The organism is Rhodococcus sp. NPDC049939, assembly GCF_040656415.1.
Taxonomy (GTDB): Bacteria; Actinomycetota; Actinomycetes; order Mycobacteriales; family Mycobacteriaceae; genus Rhodococcus_F.
In genome coordinates this window covers 1,849,867-1,869,251 of the sequence record NZ_JBFAMC010000001.1, presented here as the reverse complement: position 1 = coordinate 1,869,251, position 19,385 = coordinate 1,849,867, and the positions used below count along the sequence as shown (strand labels likewise).

Sequence of the window (19,385 nt, the reverse complement as noted above, 5' to 3'; positions counted from 1 at the left end):
CTATTCCGGGCTGCCGCTGAGATCGTGGCCGAGCTGCGCAGCCAGCTTCTCGAGCAGACCGCATGCCGCATCCGCAATGACCGTTCCGGGCGGGAAGATCTCCGCTGCACCCGCCTCGTACAGTTCGGCGAAGTCACCGGGCGGGATGACACCACCGACCACGATCATGATGTCGGGCCGTCCGACCGCCTCGAGCGCTTCCTTGAGCGCGGGCACGAGGGTGAGATGGCCTGCAGCCAAGGACGATACCCCGACCACGTGGACGTCGTTGTCGGCCGCCTGTGCGGCAACTTCTTCCGGAGTCTGGAACAACGGCCCGACATCTACGTCGAATCCGATGTCCGCGAAGGCCGTGGCAATCACTTTCTGCCCGCGATCGTGGCCGTCTTGGCCCATCTTGGCGACGAGGACACGCGGGCGGCGGCCCTCCTCCTCTGCGAACTTTTCGACGAGTTCCGTTGCCCTGCTGATGTTGGCCACCTTTCCGGCTTCGTCCCGGTACACCCCGCTGATGGTCCGAATTTGGGCCTGATGACGTCCGTAAACCTTCTCGAGTGCCTCGGAGATCTCACCGACCGTAGCCTTCGCGCGTGCAGCGTCGATGGCGAGTGCCAGCAGGTTGCTCTCCATTCCACCGCCGGAGGACGCGGCCGCCCTGCTCAATTCGGCAAGCGCCGCGGTGACGGCGGCCGGATCCCGCTCGGCGCGCAGCCGCTCCAGCTTGTCGAGCTGTTCCTTGCGGACTCGCGAGTTGTCGACCTTGAGGACCTCGATCTCCTGATCTTCTTCCACCTGGTACTTGTTGACTCCGATCACCGGCTGTCGGCCCGAGTCGATGCGGGCCTGCGCGCGGGCGGCAGCCTCCTCGATGCGCAGCTTCGGGATGCCGTCATCGATGGCCTGTGCCATGCCGCCGGCCTCTTCGACCTCGGCGATGTGGGCGCGAGCCCGGTTCGCCAGCTGATGGGTGAGCCATTCGACGTAATACGAGCCGCCCCATGGGTCGATCGGCCGCACCGTTCCCGACTCCTGCTGCAGCAACAGTTGGGTGTTGCGGGCGATGCGGGCGGAAAAGTCCGTCGGAAGGGCCAGAGCCTCGTCGAGGGCATTGGTGTGCAGTGACTGGGTGTGCCCCTGCGTTGCGGCCATCGCCTCGACGCACGTGCGCGCCACATTGTTGTAGAGGTCCTGAGCGGTGAGTGACCACCCCGACGTCTGTGAATGAGTTCTCAACGACAACGACTTCGCGGACTTCGGTTCGAACTTCGAGACCAACTCGCTCCACAGCAGGCGCCCCGCCCGCAGCTTCGCAACCTCCATGAAGAAGTTCATGCCGACGGCCCAGAAGAAGGACAGGCGGGGCGCGAACTTGTCGATCTCCATTCCGGCGTCGAGTCCGGCACGGATGTACTCCACACCGTCCGCGAGGGTGTACGCGAGTTCGAGATCGGCGGTCGCGCCGGCCTCTTGGATGTGGTAGCCGGAGATCGAGATGGAGTTGAACTTCGGCATCTTCGCGCTTGTGTAGGCGAAGATGTCCGAGATGATCCGCATCGACGGCTTCGGCGGATAGATGTAGGTGTTGCGGACCATGAACTCCTTCAGGATGTCGTTCTGAATGGTTCCGGCCAACTGTTCGGGCGGCACGCCCTGTTCCTCCGCTGCAACCACATACAACGCCAGGATCGGCAGCACCGCACCGTTCATCGTCATCGACACGCTCACACTTCCCAGCGGAATGTGATCGAACAGCTGCCGCATATCGAGGATCGAGTCGATTGCCACCCCCGCCATGCCGACATCGCCCTGCACGCGGGGATGGTCGGAGTCGTAGCCGCGGTGCGTTGCAAGATCGAACGCCACCGACAGGCCCTTCTGACCGGCCGCCAGATTGCGACGGTAGAAGGCGTTGGACTCGGCGGCCGTGGAGAAGCCCGCGTACTGCCGGATCGTCCACGGCTGGTTCACGTACATGGTGGGGTATGGGCCGCGCAGGAATGGGGCTGCTCCTGGGAAGCTGCCGACCGGATATCCCTCGGCCTCGGCGGCTTCCCGATCGGCCTTGGTGTAGACCGGCTTGACGTCGATGCCCTCGGGTGTTGACCACACCACTTGTTCGGGTGTGTAGTGGTTCGCGGCTGCGGCCTCTGCGATGAGTGCGTCAGTCCGTTCCACGGACGGAGCGGGCGGTTGCGGACACAGCGGATCCTCGAGCGGCACTCGAGCGAAGCTGTCGATCGCATGCTTGACCTCGCGAGTAATCACTTCATGCTCCCTGCGTCGCCCGAGGAGTCACTCGAGCTCTCGATGGTGTCGAGCAGACCGGACAGAACCGTGACTGCGTCAATGCGGGCGGTAACGAATCCGTCGGGCCTGGCAGCACCGTCCGCGCCGGTGGTGATCGAATCCGAACCGGCGAGCAGAACGGTGCCGACTCCCGCGGCGCGCAGTTCCTGCACCGCGGTCGCGGCTTCGTCGGCGTATCGCTTGTCGGTGCCGCAGATCACCGCGATCCCTGCCCCGGATTCGGTTGCTGCGGAGCTGATACTGCCGTCGCCGATGGACACGGGGCCGGGGTTGACGGCCTCGATGCCCCCCGACGCCAAGAGATTCGTGCTGAATGTGGTCCGGACGTTGTGCTCCGCGACGGGCCCGAGTGGAACCAGCAATACCTTGGGGCGCGCCTCGTTTGCCGCCAGGTAGGCGTCCGAGCGATCACGGAGTGCCTCGAAGGTCGCCGCATACCGGGTCACTCGGCCTGTCTCCGATGCGCCCGCCGGTAGCGGCGCCTCCGCGAGATTCGGGAACTCGTTGACACCGGTGACGGTGGTTCGGCGATGGGCGATATCCGAATCACGTTGCGTCCGTGTAGAAGCGATACGTTCGGCGATCAGGTCGGACTCGAGCGCCGCCCGGTAGCCACCCGCCGCTTCGATCTGCTGAAAGAATTCCCACGCCTTCGCCGCCACCTGCCGGGTGAGGTCTTCGACATACCAGGATCCTGCTGCCGGGTCGAGCACGCGACCGAGATGCGATTCCTCCAACAGCAGCAACTGCGTGTTGCGGGCGATGCGGGCGGCGAAGGTCTTCGACACGTCGAGAGCCCCTGCCGGCAACGCTGCGTCGAACGGTAGGACTGTGACGGCATCCGCGCCGCCGACACCTGCTCCGAATGCGGCGAGCGTGGTGCGCAGCATGTTCACCCACGGATCGCGTTGCGCCATCATCGCAGCCGAGGTGACTGCGTGCTGCGGTGCGCCGCCGGATTCCGGGGCGCCACACACCTGGGCGATACGTGCCCAGACCTGCCGTGCCGCACGGAACTTGGCGATGGTCTGGAACTGGTCGTCGGTGGCCGAGAATCGGAACCCGATCTGCCCGAGTGCTTGCTCGATGGTCAGCCCACTTGTGGTCAGCGCGCGCAGATATTCGAGTCCGGCCGCGATCGACGCGCCGAGTTCCTCTGCGTCGGAGGCTCCGGAATTGTGAAACGCTGTGCCATCCACCGTGATCGCGCGCACGCTTTCGTCCCGCGACTCCGCCTCGGTTGCGAGCGAGACGGCATCGTCGAGCCCGACATCAGCCGCACCGGAGAAGGCGCTTGTCAAGGGCGCCGCGCCCAACTGCACTCGGATCGCCGTGCGGACAGTGCCCTTGCCCCCGGTCCGCGCCCGCGTATCGAGCAGTGCGAACAGCGCCCGAGCGGCCAGTGCGGCGTCGGCCCCGGCGTCGAGGGTCAGTGGTGCGAGGTCGAGTAGTACACCGTCGAGTACCCGTTCGAGCGACTGGGCGGGCAAATTGCCGGCACCGACGGCGAGCCACAACGCACTGACTCCGTTCTCCAAGGAGTCGAGGACCGACCGGTTGACGTCTTCTGCGTCAGCGGTGTCACCGTCACCGAATCGACCACTGACCAGCCAACCGGAGTTGACGTCGCGAGTGGGGCTGGCTCCGCGGACGTATGGGAAGGTGCCCGGCAGCTGGTGTTCTGGATGCTCGTCACGCGGGCTGTACAGCGGCGCGACGGTCACGCCGTCGTACGTGACGGTTTCGAGGATTTTCTGCGGGTCCGGTCCCAATTCGGTGGCGTCGATCCGACGCGATTTCGCGAGGACCCCGGCCACGGCACGCTGCCAATCTGCGTACGCCCGCTCAGCTTCCTCCGTCTGTGAAGCTAGTGCCACGGTGTCGGCTCCCTCTCCTGTGGATGACCCTGATGAGCGATCGATCAATATGTTCTTTGACTGTGATGCTAGCCGCACTTCGATGTCTCTTATCGTGCGGATCACTACTCGAGGCATAACCTCTGGCCATGAGCATCGCGCGGGAACCGTCCCTGACCGATCACAGTGTCACACAGCGGTTGTTCGGGCTCGGCAGACCGAGCAGGGGTGTCGACGACTGTGGCGAACCACTCAATCATTTGAGCATGGACATCGACGCGATTGCCGCAACCACCACCGGAACCTCCTACGGTGGTGTGCTGGGCGTTCTCCTCGACGATCTGCTGGGATTCACTTTGTGGAACGAGCGAGGCACCCGCGCCGGTATCGTCACCGCAGAACTGTCGATCGACATCCTCACTCCCAGGCGGTGGCAGGGGCCTGCCCTGCGAGCCGAGGCCAGACTGCTCGCTCTCACTGCCGACGGAGGCACCTCCACTGCGCACGTATACGACACGGCGGGCACGCTGATCGCCACTGCCACCCTGTGGGGAAACTTCGTGGACGATCCCGGCCACGAGGAAGGGACCTACCCGTCGAATACACTGCAAATCCCCGACTTTCCCACACCGGGAGTGCCACCGCTCGAGTGGATCGGCGCGCGGATGGAGGACGGGCGGCAACCACGGGTCGTGATTCCACCCAATCCCCTGATCTCGAACAAACGCGGGTACATGCATGGCGGCGTCCAGGCGTGCGCGGCGAGTCTTGCGGCAAACGCTGCCATGAACGGCGACGGCCCCGACATGGACGCGGCATCGGTACGGATCAACTACTTCCGGCCCGTCAGCCTGGATTCCGACGCCACCTTCACCCCCGCAGTGATCAAATCCGGGCGCGCAGTGTCCGTTGTCCGGGTGACGGGAACCTTCGGGGGGCAGATCTGCAGCGAGGCTACAGTTACCGGACGCCGGCTCGTCTGACGCTCGCTCGGGAAGAGCCCTCCCTGGTCGTCGAGGTAGCCTCATGTCCCGTGAAAAGACACGTCGAAGACCGCCGGGTGATCGGCGTCGCAGTTCTCGCCGGCGTCCTGGTTGTCGTCGCCCTGTTGATCCCCCACCCTTCCGTGCTCCAGATCAGAGAGTGGGCACAGTCGATCGGGTCCGCCTTTCCCATCGTGTTCTTTGCCGCGCATACCCTCGTCACGGTCCTCCCGTTCCCGCGCACGGTGTTCACATTGAGTGCGGGATTGTTGTTCGGAGCATGGCTGGGCATCGCGATCACCGTGCTGGCGTCGATGATCAGCGCAGTTCTCGCACTTCTGCTGGTACGCGTCATCGGCAGGGACGTGGTGTGGCGACGCATCTCGAGTCCCACCGTCCGCCGGATAGACGAGCGCATCGCACGTCGGGGCTGGCTCGCCGTGGGGTCGCTGCGCTTGATCGCGTTCGCCCCGTTCTCGGTGGTGAACTACTGCTGCGGCGTTTCGTCCATCCGGTTGGTTCCCTACGTTTTCGGCACGGCTGTGGGACTCCTGCCGGGTACGGTCGGTGTCGTCGTTCTGGGCGACGCTCTCACCGGGGAGACGAAGCCGGCGTTTCTCGTTCTGTCCGGAGTGTGCATCGCCGTGGGAATAGCCGGGCTGATCATTGACGCGCGGCGTCCGGCGCTCGATCCCGCGAAGTAGTGGGCAATGCGGGAGCCTTGAAACCCGATAGTCAAGCCTTCATTATTGACAGATGCATATCCAGTTTCTAGACTTGACGAATGTTCGTACTGACGGTCGATCAACGCAGGAGCCGTCGTGACGTCGACCGAGTCGACAAGCTCATCGTCGAACTCGAAGACCACGACCTCGTCCGCCCGTTCCAACGCACGGCCGGCGACGAAGTACAGGCTGTCGTTTCCGATCCGGCCACCGTCGTCGATCTCGCCCTCGAACTCGTCGCGCGGAAACATTGGAGTACCGGCATCGGGGTCGGACCCGTCGAAGAACCCCTCCCCAAAGAGACCCGCGCGGGGCGGGGTCCGGCGTTCGAACTCGCACGTGTCGCTGTCGAACGTGCCAAGAGTTCACCCGGGCGCGTCGCGGTGGAAGGTACCGACCTCGACAGCGCTGCAGACGCCGACACCGCGCTCAGCCTCGTCGCCGTTCTCGTCGCACGACGCACGGACGAGGGACGTGAGGCAATCGAGCAGATACGGCGCGGGTGCACCCAGACCGAGGCCGCACGGGCACTGGGCATCAGCAAACAGGCGGTCTCCCAACGCCTCTCCACCGCAGGCCTGCAAATCGAGATCGCAGGACGACGCCTGACCGAACGACTGCTGAAAAGAGCGGACATATGACGGTACTTGCGCTCATCGCCCTCGGCGTCGCCACGCTCGCACCCCCGGTACTCGGTGTGACGCCAAGGCCCCTGTGGGTCTCGCAGTGGGCGGCGCCCATAACGGCCGGGACGGCTCTGGCAATTGCGGCGATCGCCGCGGCAAGCACCACGCCGGTCACCGGGTTCGCGCTCGGTGCGACGCTCGTCCTGGCCGTCACGGCGGCCGCGACCGGCGGAGGCCCTCTGGTCTTGGCCGCGTTCCGGATCGCACGCCGACAGCCCGATGCAGGCACGGAATCGGCCCCGGCGCCGGCGTCGGGGCCTCTGCGCGGCGGGCGGGTGATCGGGCTTCTCGAGCGCGCCGCGGTCGCCGCCGCGGTACTCGCCGGCTGGCCGGAGGGCATCGCCATCGTCCTGGCGGTGAAGGGACTGGCCCGCTACCCTGAACTCCGCGAACCCCACGCCTCGGAACAGTTCATCATCGGAACCTTCACGAGCGTGCTCTGGGCGGTCGCGGTGTGCGGGACGGGATACGCACTCATCACCTGAGAAACCACTGCCCCGTGACTGCGGATTCAATCGCAGTCACGGGGCAGTCGTGGCACCTGAGTTCGGGCGTGAGTTAGGCGTGACCCGGCGGTAGCTGTCCCGGTACCGCCCCACCGGCGACCGAACCCTGCTCGCTGGAGTCGGGCCGCCTGCCCAGAGATCCGGGGCTCTCTACCGGCTGACGGGCTGCGACCTCAGCGGCGCGAACGGCCTGGGCGATGGTCGGGTCGGATTTGGTTTCGAACCAGTCCGCGACCTCTTCCGAATCGTCCTCGGGCTTCGGCAGATCCTCGTCCGTCGTGGACGGCTCGTACCGGAACACGCCGTCCATGCCCTGCGCACCAAGGTTCTTCGCGAATCCCTTGAGGGCGTCCCCGAAGTCGCTCGGCACCATCCACACCTTGTTCGCGTCGCCCTGCGCCATCTGCGGCAGCGTCTGCAGGTACTGGTAGGCAAGCAGTTCGGGGGTGGGCTTGCCGGATTTGATTGCGGCAAAAACCTTTTCGATCGCTTTCGCCTGACCCTGCGCCTGCAGGTACTTGGCGGCCCGCTCACCCTGAGCCCTCAGGATGCGAGACTGGCGCTCACCTTCAGCGCTGAGGATCGACGCCTGCTTCGCACCCTCAGCGGCGAGGATCCGGCTCTGCTTGTCACCCTCTGCCGTCTTGATCGCCGACTCGCGGTGCCCCTCTGCGGTGAGGATCGTGGCGCGCTTCTCGCGATCCGCCTTCATCTGCTTCTCCATCGATTCCTGGATCGAGGGCGGCGGATCGATGCTCTTCAGCTCCACGCGGGCGACGCGCAGACCCCATCGTCCGGTGGCCTCGTCCAGAACGCCGCGCAGCTGGCCGTTGATGGAATCACGTGAGGTCAGCGTGTCCTCCAGCGTCATGCCGCCGACGACGTTACGCAGAGTGGTGGTGGTCAACTGTTCCACACCGACGATGTAGTTGCTGATCTCGTACACCGCAGCGTGTGGGTTGGTCACCTGGAAGTACACGACGGTATCGATGCTGAGCGTCAGGTTGTCCTGGGTGATCACCGGCTGCGGCGGGAACGACACCACTCGTTCCCTCAGATCTACCTTGGCGCGAATGCGGTCCACAAATGGGATGAGGAACGTCAACTGCCCGGATATCGTCCGCGAGTATCGGCCGAGGCGCTCGATCACCGCCGCATCGGCCTGTGGAATCAGGGCCACCGACTTGGACACCACCAACGCAATGAACAGCACGATCACGATCAGCACTATGAGTGCTTCCATCTACAGTCCTCTCCACACGACGGCGGTTGCACCGTCAATTTGCATTACCGTCACGGTCGTTCCCGGCGGATACACCTCCGTGGTATCAAGTGGTCGGGCTGTCCATACGTCTCCGTCCTCCAACCTGATCTGCCCCCCGTGCTCCGCCACTTCCTCGAGGACCAATGCCTGTTTCCCGGAGAGCGCCTCCACCCCGATCTGGATCTGCGGCGGTTTGGAGAATCTGCGCAGCAACATAGGCCGCACTCCGAGGAGCAACGAGATCGACAACACGCCAAAGATCACCGCGTCGACCCAGACCGGGAAATCCGTAATCGCCGTCACGCCCGCAGTCGCCAGTGCGCCGCCTGCAAGCATGAGCAGAAAGAAGTCTCCCGTCAGGGCTTCCGCGGCCGCGAGCAGGGCACTCGCCACCAACCAAATCAATGCAGCCACAACACCATCTAACCAGAATCTTCCGAATCGACGGTGACGAAGTCGATCAGTTGTTCGACCGCTCCGATCAGCGGTGCTTCCAAATCCCGGAAACCACTGACGGCAGAATATACGCGCCGCCAACCATCCCTGGGAGTCCCCCACCCCAACTCCCTACATACACCTGTCTTCCAGTCTTCGCCGCGGGGAATCTTCGGCCACGCGTCTATTCCCACTGCCGAGGGCCGGACGGCTTCCCAGACATCGATGAACGGATGCCCGGTCACGAGCACGTGCGGACCGAGTCCCTCGGTCAGGTGGCTCTCTTTGGCACCGATCACCAAGTGATCGACGAGCACACCGACACGCCTACCGGGGCCGGGGCGGAATTCGCGCAGCCTGTCGGCAAGATTGTCCAGTCCCTCCAGATGTTCGACGACAACACCCTCGACACGCAGATCGTGCCCCCATACGCGTTCCACCAGGGCTGCGTCGTGCACACCTTCCACCCATATTCGGCTCGCCAGAGCCGTCCGTGCCCGCAGCCCCTCCACCTTGGTGGACCCCGAGGCCGATCTCGTCGGCGCCGACTCCGCGGCCTTCGGTTTCGGTCGCGCCAGCGTCACCGGCTTGCCGTCGATGAGGAACGCCGCCTCGCGCATCCCGAACAACCGGGTTCGCCGCGCACGATCTTCCAACCGCACGAAGTCACCGTCGTACGTTCGCTCGAACCCGACCACGGCCCCGCAGAAGCCCGTGCCCGCATCTTCGACGACCAGGCCACGCTCGGCGGATACCGTGGGAGTCTTCGTTCGCCTGGTCCGGTAATGCCCTGAAAAGATGTCACCGTATGCGTCGCCTGCGCTCACAGCGACAACCGTATGCGGCGCGGTGGGTACAGGTGCGCTGCCACGCCGTCCTATGCTCGGTGATCGTGACCTCACCCAGCGCCACTCTCACCGTGTGGGCCCGTTCGTGGCTCGTCGGCAAGAGCGCACCCGACCACGTCATCGACGCCATGCACGGCTGGGCACCGATGCATCTCGTGTGCGCGGAGAACGAGGAGACGGCGGGCCTCACCGGGTTGCCCTGGCCCGATCCCCGCGACGTCGGGGTGGCCGCCCTACTGCCGCCCATTCGACGGGCAGCGGCCGACCCGGAACCGCACCTACGCTTGGTACTTCCCGGTCCCGGCGATGTACGCGGGCTTCCGGCGGGAACGGAGTTCGCCGCCGCGGCGCTCCGCGCGGGTGAGGGAATCCTGGCGGGCGCGCCTGGGGGCCCCGGACTGGGACTGATCCCGAGTACGGAGGGACCAGATGTACTCCGGTGGACGGTATACGCCATCGACCACATCCCGCTCGACCTCCACCACATCGGCCTCGGCGAGGCCGAATACGGCATGCGGGAAGCCGTGCGAGACGCCGCAAAGGCGCTCGAGACCCTCGAACTGCTCGACACCGCTTCGGGCAACGATCCCCGCGCGCTCGTCGCGGACGCGTTGGCGCGGTCATCACGCCACCGATACCCCGCAGAGATGCCTGCGCGCGCGCTCCGGATTCTGGACTCCGCCGATCGTGTGGCCGCGATCCTCGGCGTTGCCGAGAAGTCCGCGCCCGACCGCACCGTAAGCGCCACCGGGGCCGCCACCGTCGAAGACCTCCTGCGCCCACTGTGGTCCGTGGTCCGCTCCGCACGAGGCGCCGCAATCAACGCCACCGCCGAAGCCTGAAATCACGTTCCCGACGAGCGGAGGCCGACAACGGAGGTTGGGCGCCGCGGATGCTCGGTGATCAGCTCACCGGACGTCGACGCTCCGGCAATGCGCAGCACCCCGGTGTACACAACTGTCCGTTGCACCCGGCACCGAGCAATGGCTCGATACCGGCGCGGCGCGGACTTTCGCCCTCGAGCCTTGCGCGCACCAAGTCGACGACGAGTTGCGCGAACCGCGGATCGGCCCCGGCGGTCGCGGCCCGGGCAAATGCCATACCGAGTTCGGCGGCGCGATCTCTGGCCTCGGTGTCGAGGTCCCACACCACCTCGAGATGATCGGACACAAACCCCACGGGTACGACGACTACACCAGCCGTCCCTCGTGCGTGAAGGGCATCGAGGTGGTCGACGATGTCGGGTTCGAGCCAGGGCACCTGCGGCGGACCGGAACGGGACTGCCACACCAGGTCGTAATCTTCCAGGCCGAGCGTCTGCGCCACCAGCCGTGCAGCTTCGGCAACCTGCCTGCTGTAGAGGTGACCGCCCGCCTCCGGCGGGCCTCCCGTAGCGTCGGCCGCGGTGGGGATCGAGTGGGCGGTGAACACAACCCGGGCGGTGTCACGGTTCGCTGCGGGCAACTCCTCGCGGGCGGCGCGCACCGCGTCGGCCATTGCGTCGAGAAACAGCGGATGATCGTAGTAGTGCCGCAACTTGACGAGCGTCGGCGCGTCGTCGCCGACTGCCGCCCGAGCGCGCGAAATGTCCTCGTGGTACTGGCGGCAACCCGAGTACCCGCCCCATGCGGAGGTCGGAAAGACGAGGGCCGAGCCCACGCCGTCCCTGGTCATCTGCGACACCGTATCCTCGACCATCGGATGCCAGTTACGGTTCCCGAAGTAGACGGGCACATCGATTCCCGCACTTGCCAATTCGGTCTCGACGCGGGCGATGATGTCGCGGTTGAGGGCATTGATCGGCGACACACCACCGAAATGCATGTAGTGCTCGGCAACGGCATCCAGGCGTTCGGGCGGCACTCCCCTTCCCCGAGTGACGTTCTCGAGGAAGGGGCGCACGTCGTCAGGCTTCTCCGGGCCCCCGAACGACAGGACGAGCAGGGCGTCGAATTGCGCATCGGCCTCGTTCGTCGAATTCACAGCGCTCATAATGCCCATTTTCGTGGTGTCGTTTCGCCGCGCACTCTCCGGGGCGGTCCTAGCCGGCCATCGCGTGGGCACCGCCGTCGACGTAGATGATCGACGCCGTGGTGCCGGGCAACCAGTCGGACAGCACGGTGCACACGGTCTTCGCGACCGGTTCCGGATCGTCGACATTCCAGCCGATGGGTGCGCGCTCGTCCCACGCGGTGTTGAGTTCGTTCAACTGTTTGGCATCGTCGGTGGCGGTCCCGGCGATAGCTTTGGCGGCGAGAGTTTTGATCGGCCCTGCCGCGACGAGGTTCGAGCGGATGCCCCGGTCGCCGACTTCCTTGGCCACGTAGCGGTTCACGGATTCGAGGGTGGCCTTGGCGACGCCCATCCAGTTGTAGAACGGGACCGCGCGGGCGGGATCGAAGTCCATGCCGACGATCGATGCGTTGTCGTTCAGGACGGGTAGCAACGCCTTCGACAGTGAGGCGTACGAGTAGGCAGACACCTCGAGGGCCATCCCCACATCGGACCACGGTGCATCCAGGAACGGGTTGCCCAGGCAGGACCGCGGGGCGAAGGCGATCGAATGCACGACACCATCGACACCTTCGGGGGCGATCTCGCGGATACGGTCGGCAAGGCTCGCGAGGTGCTCGGGGTCCTGCACATCGAGCTCGAGCGCGGGCGGCACCGGTTGCGGCAGGCGCTTCGCGATGCGATCGATCAGCCGGAGTCGGCCGAATCCGGTGATGATCACCTTGGCGCCCTGCTCCTGGGCAACTTTCGCAACGTGGAACGCGATCGAGGCGTCCGTGATGATTCCGGTGACGAGAATGGTCTTACCTTCGAGCAATCCACCCATGAGGTGTCCTCCTGTTGATGAAGATGTCCGGGAATTGCAAGGGGGCTAGTGGCCCATGCCGAGGCCCCCGTCGACGGGGATCACCGCGCCGGAGACATAAGCCGAGTCGTCGGAAGCCAGGAAGCTCACCACTGCGGCGACCTCCTCCGGCTTGCCCTGCCGCTGCAACGGAACCGCGCCGGTGATCATTTCCTTGTACTTGTCATCGAGCACTGCGGTCATGTCGGTGTCGATGAATCCCGGCGCCACCACATTGGCCGTGATCGAACGGGAACCCAGTTCGCGTGTCAGGGACCGAGCGATCCCGACCACACCCGCCTTCGAGGCCGCGTAGTTCACCTGACCGGGGCCACCGGCGAGGCCGACAACGGACCCGAGGAACACGAATCGGCCGAAACGGGCGCGCAGCATCGAGCGGGTGGCCCGCTTGGCGACCCGGAACGCCCCGGTGAGGTTGGCGTCGATGACCGAGGTGAACTGGTCTTCGGTCATACGCATGATCAGCGTGTCGTCGGTGATACCGGCGTTGGCGACGAGGACCTCGACCGGACCTTGGTGCGCTTCCACTTCCTTGAACGCGCGGTCGATGGAATCCGAGTCGGTGACGTCGCATTTGACGCCGAACAAGCCCTCAGGCGCGCCCGATCCTCGGTGGGTGACCGCGACCTTGTGTCCGTCCGCCGCGAGGCGTTGTGCGACGGAGAGGCCGATTCCGCGGTTACCTCCAGTGACAAGTACCGAGCGCGGAGTGGAGGCCGTTCGGACCGAGTCGTCGATAGTGTGTGGGTTAGACATGGGAATCAACCTATATGTTCAGGTGTGACGGAATCTCCGGACCCGCTGGGGTGCAACGGCGATCACGGCAACCGTTGGCGCAGCACCAGCGCGAGTACCAGCCCGGACGTTGCGGACAGAACCCCCAGGACGATCCAGGGGCGGCTCGCGTCGCCGCGTGTGGTCTCGTACCCGATTTGTTCCTCGAGGGTGTCGTAGACGTCCCGCAATTCCTCGAGGCTCGAGGCGGTGAAGAAGCTGCCGCCGGACAGATCGGCGATCTCCCGCAGCGAAGGATCGTCGACGGGCACGGGGATGCGCTGGTGCTCGATCTCGACCGTTCCGTAGCTCGTCCCGAACGAGATAGTCGAAATGGGAACGTTCTTGTCCCTCGCCAGCCTCGCCGCCGTGAAACCGCCGCGGGGGTCGTCGGGACTTTCCGGCACCGTCTGCTTGCCGTCCGAGAGCAAAACGATGCGGGCGGGTGGCGCCTGATCACCGCCGCCGAGCACGGTGGCCAGCGTGTCGATCGATTGCAGCGAGGTGAAGATGGCCTCGCCGGTGGCTGTCCGTTCGCTCAACTGGAGATTGTCGATCGCGACCTTCGTCGCCTCCCTGTTCGTCGTCGGTGAGACCAGCACCGAGGCTGTACCCGCGAACGATACGAGTCCGAGGTTGATTCCCGGTGTGAGACCGTCGGCGAACGACTTGGCGGCATCCTGCGCGGCAGCGAGCCTGCTCGGTTTCACATCGGTCGCTTTCATCGACAGCGAGACGTCGATGACGAGTATCACCGTGGCTCGGTTTCGCGGCACCCGCTTGTCCGCGGTTGGGCCGGCCAGGGCGACGGTGAAGAACACCAACGCCAGCACCAGCAGCAGGGCGGGGATGTGTCGGGCACGTCCTGGCCGCGAGGGGGCAACCTTCTCGAGAAGAGCGAAGTTCGTGAAACGGAGTGTGTGCTTCTGCCGTTGACGTTGCACCCACACGTACCCCGCTACCAGTGCGACAACGACCAGTAGGAACAGCAGCCACCACGGTGACGTGAACTGGGACAGGCTCACCGGCGCGACCCCTTGTTTGTGGATCCTTGATTCATCGCGGTCCCGAAGCTGTGCTTTCGGGCGGACACGAAGCGCACGACGTCCGAGATCCAGTCCCGATCGGTCCGCAAACTCAGCAGCGGGGCGCTGCACCGCCGCAGAGCCTGCGACACCTGCAGGCGGTGCTCCTCCGCCGCCCGCGCGAAATCGGCGCGCAGGCGTGGTGTGGTCGTGAACTCTCTGGTGCGTCCGGACTCGGGGTCGTGCAGCACGACATCCCCTAGGTCGGGCAGTTCCAGGTCCCTCGGGTCGAGAACCTCGACACCGAGGAGGTCGTGCCGTCCGGAGATCGCGCGTAGCGATCGCTCCCAATCGATCGGCCCCAAGAAGTCACTGATGACAACAGCGAGACCGCGTCGGCGCTGCGGTCGCCGCAAGGACTCGACCGCACCTTGCAAGTCGCCTCGTACCCCGTCAGGAGCGTGCGGAGTCGTCGCGATCTGCCGCAACATCGCCTGCACATGGGTCCGGCCGCCGCGCGCAGGGATGCGAGTGGACTTGTGGCCAGTCGAGATGATCGCCCCGATGCGGTTGCCGCCGCCGCTGGTCAGGTGTGTGACGGCGGCTGCGGCGGCCACCACGAGATCGCGCTTCTCGCAGCTTGCGGTGCCGAAATCGAGGCTGGATGACAGGTCGATGACGAGCCATGTCTCGAGTTCCCGGTCCGCCACCGATTGACGGACATGTGGATGGGTCGTCCGTGCAGTCACCGACCAATCCATCTGACGCACATCGTCGCCGGGCTGATACTCGCGCGCATCTCCCGGCTCCGAACCCGGCCCCGGAATCAGGCCGAAATGATCACCGTGCAGCACGCCATCGAGACGACGGCGGACGGTCAGTTCCAGCGTCCGCAATGCGGCCGTGAGCTCAGGGTCTCGGAGATTTCCGGATCGGAACGCCGGTGGCGATCCGGCGCCGGGCGCGCCGGCAGTACGTGCAGTCACCGTGACTGGCTCATCGCTGTCGGTCCGGGCATGGGTGCCGGCTGACCTGTAGATCCGTCATGCCCGGCAACGGGTGCAAGCGGCGTCGGCTGGGCAGCGATCTGTGGCAGACCCACGGTCTGCAGTACGCGGGAGATGACGTCATCGGGGGTCACCTCGTCGGCCAACGCGTCATACGACAGCACGAGACGGTGCCGCAAGACATCCGGGATGATATCGAGCACGTCCTGCGGCACGACATAGTCGCGGCCGCGCAACAGCGCGAGGGCGCGTGCCGAGGAAATGATGCCCAGCGTGGCGCGCGGAGATGCACCGTACGCGATCCACCCGTCCACATCCTGTAGACCGACTTCGATCGGTGTGCGGGTAGCGGCGATCACCCGGACCACGTAGTCGACGAGCGCATGATGGACGAACACGCCACTCGCCACCTTCTGCAGGCGCACGAGTTCCTGGGGATCGAGCACCTGGTGGGGTTCCGGTGCGGCGACACCCATCCGGTAGACGATCTCGCGCTCCTCCTCCACCGTGGGGTAGTCGACCAGGATCTTGAACAGGAACCGGTCGCGCTGCGCCTCGGGCAGGGGGTAGACACCCTCGTTCTCGATCGGGTTCTGCGTGGCCATGACCAGGAACGGGTCAGGCATGTGGTACCGCTTGCCGCCGATCGACACGTGCCGCTCGGCCATGACCTCGAGCAGAGCCGACTGCACCTTGGCCGGTGCGCGGTTGATCTCGTCGGCCAGAACGAAGTTGGCGACTACGGGTCCGAGTTCGGTGTCGAATTCCTCGCGGCCCTGTCGGTAGATCCGCGTACCGATGAGGTCGGTGGGCACCAGGTCGGGGGTGAACTGGACACGTGAGAAAGAACCGCCGACCACACGCGCAAACGTCTCCACAGCCAACGTCTTTGCGACACCGGGCACACCTTCGAGTAGCACGTGTCCCTTCGCCAGGAGCCCGACCAGGATCCGCTCCACGAGGCGATCTTGTCCGACGATCACGCGCTTGACCTCATAGATCGCCCGCTCCAACGTCTGCACATCGGCGGCGAGACTGGAGGCGGGGGATGCCGTCGGCGTGGTAGCTGAGCCTGGGTTGTTCGAAGACGAATTCGGCTCGGTCTGGGGGCCCGATCCGTTTCCCGTACCACCGGTCTTCACATTTTCGGCAGCGGTCTGGGAGGACGACTCAACCTTGTCTGCACCATCCGACACCGCATCATCACGTGAGGTCACCAAGAATCCACCGCTTCCACCTAATTCGTTCCGCCCGTACACGTACCTGCTCAACTATTCCAGGTGCAAGCAGCCCCCGCGCCACCAAGCATGATCCTTACCGCAGATTACGGCATCGTCGTCATGGTCACGACACCATACGGACAACGTAAGGGGTCATGCCATCCCACCGCACCGGTGAGATCTTGACCTGTGATCCGGATTGCGGGGCTTCGAGCATCTCACCATTGCCGAGGTACAGGGCAACGTGCCGACTGGCGTTCGGCCCGTAGAAAATCATGTCACCCCGCCTCATCTCCTCAGAGGGAACCTGCTTGCCAGCCGTGTACTGGTAGCCGGAGTAGTGCGGTAGCGAGATCCCGATCCCGGCGAAGGCATAGATCATCAGTCCGGAACAGTCGAACCCGACCTTGTTGAAGTCACCGTAGCTGTCGGCGACTCCGCCATCCCTGATCCCCAAGGTGGGCCCGTTCTCGTCGCCGCCTCCCCAGGCGTACTGGACACCCAACTGGGACAGACCACGATCGATCACGGTTTCGATGGCTGCACTTCCGGTCGGTAGGGCGCCACCCGACGGCTTCGAATCCGGGGGCAATGTCGGAGTTGTCACCTCCCCGTTGAACGTATCGCCCCCCGTGTACCTCCCCACATCCTCGTCGATCGCGGTGTGCGAAGGCTGCCGAGCGGCGAGATCGGCAGCCCGCTGACGGGACGCCTCATCGGCCGCGACCCTTGCAGCGGCCTCCTCCGCAGCCTGCTGTTCCTCCTCGGCACGGCGCTGCTCGTCCCAAGCAACGTACGCCTCGCGCTGGCTCTGCAGACCCGCCACGTTGCCGCGGGCCGCATCGAGCCGAGCCTGCGCTGCCGCGCGGCTTTCCTCGATCTGCGCCTTCACTACTTCCTGATCCTGCAGTGCAGACCGCGCGACCTCGATCGCCCGCTCGGCCACCACCTTCATCTCTTCCGCCCGGTCCGCGGCCGCGTCCGCCTGCTGCTTTGCTTCCCGGGCAGCGGAATACCGATTGGCTTGCTCTGTTCGTGCGCGCTGCAAGTTGTCGAGCGTCGACTTCTGGCTCTCGGCCAGGAGTTTCAGAACCAGCGCGCGATCGAGGACGTCGCCCGGCCCCTGTGCCCCCAACAGCGTAGAAAGGGCGGAGGCATTGGTTCCTCGGGTGTAACTCGACCGGATGTACTCGTCGAACTCCTCCTGTGCGAGTTCGATCTGCGTCCCCGCATCTTGCAGCGCCTGCTCCGACGCTGCAGCGACGCGCGCTGCTTCGTCGGCGGCGCTTCGCGCATTCTGCAGATCGACCAGGGCCTTGTTCACACCCTCACGCTTGATCGCCACCTCGTTGTCGAGTTGGGCGAGTTGTTCATCCGCCGATGCCACCTCTTCGATCAGATTGCTGACTTCGCCCACGCCCGCGTTCACCTGCGCCTGGGCCTGGGCGATCTCGGAATCCGACGGATTGGGTGGCGGAGGCGGCACGGCGGAGGCCGGACCTGTTGCAGTACCCACCAAGGCGGCGACGATGCCCAGTCCGATCACAAGACGGACACCGCGACTACGCGCACCACAAGAGTTACGGTGTCTCGCTCCACATCGTGCTTGTCGCCTCACAACTTTCTCCCTCGGTTCTGCACCGACCACGCAGTTGCGTCGCGCGAAACCTCTCGCACATCGCTGTGCTCGCCGTGGGGAGAAATCCTGCAGACATACCCTTCAACGCTCGGATGTCGATTACCGCATTGTCGTCACTCTGGGTACCAATCACTAGATCGTGACCCTTCTTCCCCAATAGCGCCAATTGCACCGTACGACACATATGAACTCTTCGGAAACATTAGTCACAAATAACACATTGGTAATTCGACCAGCGCAAATGTCGGCGGGTGGATTCGTCGGTACGACCGATTCGCAGCAGTGCAGGGGGCGGCAACCGAACGGCAAGTTTCGAACCTGCCGGCCAGCGCCCTGGGAGTTCAGATCTCGCGATTCGAGACCACGGAACTCGGGGAGTCCCGGTGTGTCAGGGGTTCCGTTGCTCCGGTGGGGCGGGCGCGTCAGCGGCGCCACTTCCCTCGTGCGACGTTGCGCCGCGATTCTTGGCCACCCGACGCAACTTTGCGGTGACGGTGGCGGCCGACGCGATGAGAACGACAGCGATGAGTATCACCGTGAACAAGGCCCACGGGAGGCTGGGTTCCACGACCTCGTCAACGAAATTGTTGGCCGCGACCACCGGATTTCCGGTGTAGGTGTAATCCTGACCCGATTCGAGCAGCACCCGACTGATCGAGTCGCTGTAAGTTCCGACTCGATGGGGGCTCAGCACCAAGACCGTGCCGCCTTCTACCTCCCCGACCTCGGTAGCGAGGTCGCGAAGTTGCGAATCGAGGATGGGATCTCTGTCCACCACGACGATGCTCAACTTCATGCCGTGCTCGGCCGCCCGGTCCACCACCGCGGTCAGGTCGGCGACCTCGTCGGGAGGCGCCGATACCCCGTCGTGGGACACATCCGCGATCACGGCCGAGAGATCGACGCCGTCCGGAAGGTCTGCTGCCATGGGCAGAGCCGAGTAGTTGGAAAGCGTGGAACTGACGGGGAGCGCTGTGGCGATCAGGGTAGTCATCTCTCATCCGGGTTTGCTGTGAAAAACATCGGCCTCGCGTGAACCCTACGTGAGGCGTTGGCGAGCGCTGTTCCCTCTATCCGCAGCGCACCTCGAAATCCCTTCGCCAATCGGCGAGAACCTCCGGTTGACGCCGCCCCCAATTTTCACAGGACAAGCGTACTGTTAGACTGTCGATCGGTATAGCGGTACGCGCCGATTCCGGCATCGCCAGCGTCGCAACGCACGAATCAGCCGC

Annotated in this window: 18 protein-coding genes; 5 read left to right on the top strand and 13 right to left on the bottom strand. The window is 64.9% G+C overall.

Translation table 11 applies throughout. From position 1 onward, the window contains the following. Both scpA and AB0I57_RS08475 read right to left on the bottom strand, forming a co-directional pair. Window positions 1-2,265, bottom strand: coding sequence for a methylmalonyl-CoA mutase (gene scpA, locus AB0I57_RS08480; RefSeq protein WP_358332485.1), 2,265 nt, complete (start codon window positions 2,263-2,265; stop codon window positions 1-3). Beyond that, entirely contained in the window at window positions 2,262-4,184 is a 1,923-nt protein-coding gene (locus AB0I57_RS08475) for a methylmalonyl-CoA mutase family protein (protein ID WP_358332482.1), read from the bottom strand. The genes scpA and AB0I57_RS08475 overlap by 4 nt, the downstream gene beginning before the upstream one ends. Window positions 4,185-4,312: 128 nt before the next feature. Between AB0I57_RS08475 and AB0I57_RS08470 the strand changes: the two genes are divergently transcribed. The 4 genes from AB0I57_RS08470 (at window position 4,313) to AB0I57_RS08455 (ending at window position 7,042) form a co-directional block, all read left to right on the top strand. Further along, window positions 4,313-5,146 (top strand): hotdog domain-containing protein, encoded by an 834-nt coding sequence (locus AB0I57_RS08470; protein ID WP_358332479.1) that lies wholly within the window; start codon window positions 4,313-4,315, stop codon window positions 5,144-5,146. A gap of 50 nt (window positions 5,147-5,196) precedes the next feature. Continuing rightward, entirely contained in the window at window positions 5,197-5,850 is a 654-nt protein-coding gene (locus AB0I57_RS08465; RefSeq protein WP_358332476.1) for a TVP38/TMEM64 family protein, read from the top strand. Window positions 5,851-5,930: 80 nt separating this feature from the next. Beyond that, entirely contained in the window at window positions 5,931-6,512 is a 582-nt protein-coding gene (locus AB0I57_RS08460) for a hypothetical protein (RefSeq protein WP_358332473.1), read from the top strand. Further along, window positions 6,509-7,042: a hypothetical protein gene (locus tag AB0I57_RS08455; RefSeq protein WP_358332470.1), complete on the top strand. Its 534-nt coding sequence runs from the start codon at window positions 6,509-6,511 to the stop codon at window positions 7,040-7,042. The genes AB0I57_RS08460 and AB0I57_RS08455 overlap by 4 nt, the downstream gene beginning before the upstream one ends. A gap of 73 nt (window positions 7,043-7,115) precedes the next feature. Here AB0I57_RS08455 and AB0I57_RS08450 read toward each other — a convergent pair whose 3' ends face one another. Genes AB0I57_RS08450 through AB0I57_RS08440 form a run of 3 tightly spaced genes read right to left on the bottom strand, consistent with a single transcriptional unit; the run spans window position 7,116 to window position 9,589 of the window. Beyond that, window positions 7,116-8,306 (bottom strand): SPFH domain-containing protein, encoded by a 1,191-nt coding sequence (locus AB0I57_RS08450; RefSeq protein WP_358332467.1) that lies wholly within the window; start codon window positions 8,304-8,306, stop codon window positions 7,116-7,118. Continuing rightward, window positions 8,307-8,741 (bottom strand): NfeD family protein, encoded by a 435-nt coding sequence (locus AB0I57_RS08445; RefSeq protein ID WP_358332464.1) that lies wholly within the window; start codon window positions 8,739-8,741, stop codon window positions 8,307-8,309. A gap of 8 nt (window positions 8,742-8,749) precedes the next feature. Further along, complete coding sequence (locus AB0I57_RS08440) at window positions 8,750-9,589, bottom strand: DUF3097 domain-containing protein (RefSeq protein WP_358332461.1); 840 nt, start codon at window positions 9,587-9,589, stop codon at window positions 8,750-8,752. A 65-nt stretch (window positions 9,590-9,654) separates the two neighbouring features. Between AB0I57_RS08440 and AB0I57_RS08435 the strand changes: the two genes are divergently transcribed. Continuing rightward, window positions 9,655-10,452 (top strand): hypothetical protein, encoded by a 798-nt coding sequence (locus AB0I57_RS08435; protein ID WP_358332458.1) that lies wholly within the window; start codon window positions 9,655-9,657, stop codon window positions 10,450-10,452. A 61-nt stretch (window positions 10,453-10,513) separates the two neighbouring features. Here the strand turns inward: AB0I57_RS08435 and AB0I57_RS08430 are convergent, their stop codons facing one another. The 8 genes from AB0I57_RS08430 to AB0I57_RS08395 all read right to left on the bottom strand — a co-directional run bounded on the left by AB0I57_RS08430 (window position 10,514) and on the right by AB0I57_RS08395 (window position 19,147). Continuing rightward, window positions 10,514-11,611, bottom strand: coding sequence for a ferrochelatase (locus AB0I57_RS08430; RefSeq protein WP_358332455.1), 1,098 nt, complete (start codon window positions 11,609-11,611; stop codon window positions 10,514-10,516). A 40-nt stretch (window positions 11,612-11,651) separates the two neighbouring features. Then, window positions 11,652-12,449: an NADH-dependent enoyl-ACP reductase InhA gene (gene inhA / locus AB0I57_RS08425; RefSeq protein ID WP_358332452.1), complete on the bottom strand. Its 798-nt coding sequence runs from the start codon at window positions 12,447-12,449 to the stop codon at window positions 11,652-11,654. 45 nt (window positions 12,450-12,494) lie between these two features. Continuing rightward, on the bottom strand, window positions 12,495-13,244 hold the full coding sequence (fabG1, locus tag AB0I57_RS08420; protein ID WP_358332449.1) for a 3-oxoacyl-ACP reductase FabG1: 750 nt from the start codon (window positions 13,242-13,244) through the stop codon (window positions 12,495-12,497). A gap of 62 nt (window positions 13,245-13,306) precedes the next feature. Next, a complete protein-coding gene (locus AB0I57_RS08415) occupies window positions 13,307-14,287 on the bottom strand; it encodes a VWA domain-containing protein (protein WP_358332446.1) in 981 nt (326 codons plus the stop codon). After that, window positions 14,284-15,273 carry a DUF58 domain-containing protein gene (locus tag AB0I57_RS08410; protein WP_358332443.1) on the bottom strand — a complete coding sequence of 330 codons (990 nt, stop codon included), beginning with the start codon at window positions 15,271-15,273 and terminating at the stop codon, window positions 14,284-14,286. Before AB0I57_RS08410 ends, AB0I57_RS08415 begins: the two co-directional genes overlap by 4 nt. After that, the gene (locus AB0I57_RS08405) at window positions 15,270-16,436 is read right to left on the bottom strand and encodes a MoxR family ATPase (RefSeq protein ID WP_358333304.1); all 1,167 of its coding nucleotides are present in this window, start codon (window positions 16,434-16,436) and stop codon (window positions 15,270-15,272) included. Before AB0I57_RS08405 ends, AB0I57_RS08410 begins: the two co-directional genes overlap by 4 nt. Before the next feature lie 202 nt (window positions 16,437-16,638). Next, window positions 16,639-18,060, bottom strand: a complete 1,422-nt coding sequence (locus AB0I57_RS08400) for an NlpC/P60 family protein (RefSeq protein WP_358332440.1) — start codon at window positions 18,058-18,060, stop codon at window positions 16,639-16,641. Window positions 18,061-18,541: 481 nt separating this feature from the next. Next, window positions 18,542-19,147, bottom strand: coding sequence for a DUF6676 family protein (locus AB0I57_RS08395; RefSeq protein ID WP_358332437.1), 606 nt, complete (start codon window positions 19,145-19,147; stop codon window positions 18,542-18,544). Window positions 19,148-19,385 lie beyond the last annotated feature (238 nt).

Coding starts and splice junctions, on each gene's coding strand:
- AB0I57_RS08470 (WP_358332479.1), top strand. CDS start 4,313: ATGAGCATCGCGCGGGAACCGTCCCTGACCGATCACAGTGTCACACAG.
- AB0I57_RS08460 (WP_358332473.1), top strand. CDS start 5,931: ATGTTCGTACTGACGGTCGATCAACGCAGGAGCCGTCGTGACGTCGAC.
- AB0I57_RS08455 (WP_358332470.1), top strand. CDS start 6,509: ATGACGGTACTTGCGCTCATCGCCCTCGGCGTCGCCACGCTCGCACCC.
- AB0I57_RS08450 (WP_358332467.1), bottom strand. CDS start 8,306: ATGGAAGCACTCATAGTGCTGATCGTGATCGTGCTGTTCATTGCGTTG.
- AB0I57_RS08430 (WP_358332455.1), bottom strand. CDS start 11,611: ATGGGCATTATGAGCGCTGTGAATTCGACGAACGAGGCCGATGCGCAA.
- inhA (WP_358332452.1), bottom strand. CDS start 12,449: ATGGGTGGATTGCTCGAAGGTAAGACCATTCTCGTCACCGGAATCATC.
- fabG1 (WP_358332449.1), bottom strand. CDS start 13,244: ATGTCTAACCCACACACTATCGACGACTCGGTCCGAACGGCCTCCACT.
- AB0I57_RS08395 (WP_358332437.1), bottom strand. CDS start 19,147: ATGACTACCCTGATCGCCACAGCGCTCCCCGTCAGTTCCACGCTTTCC.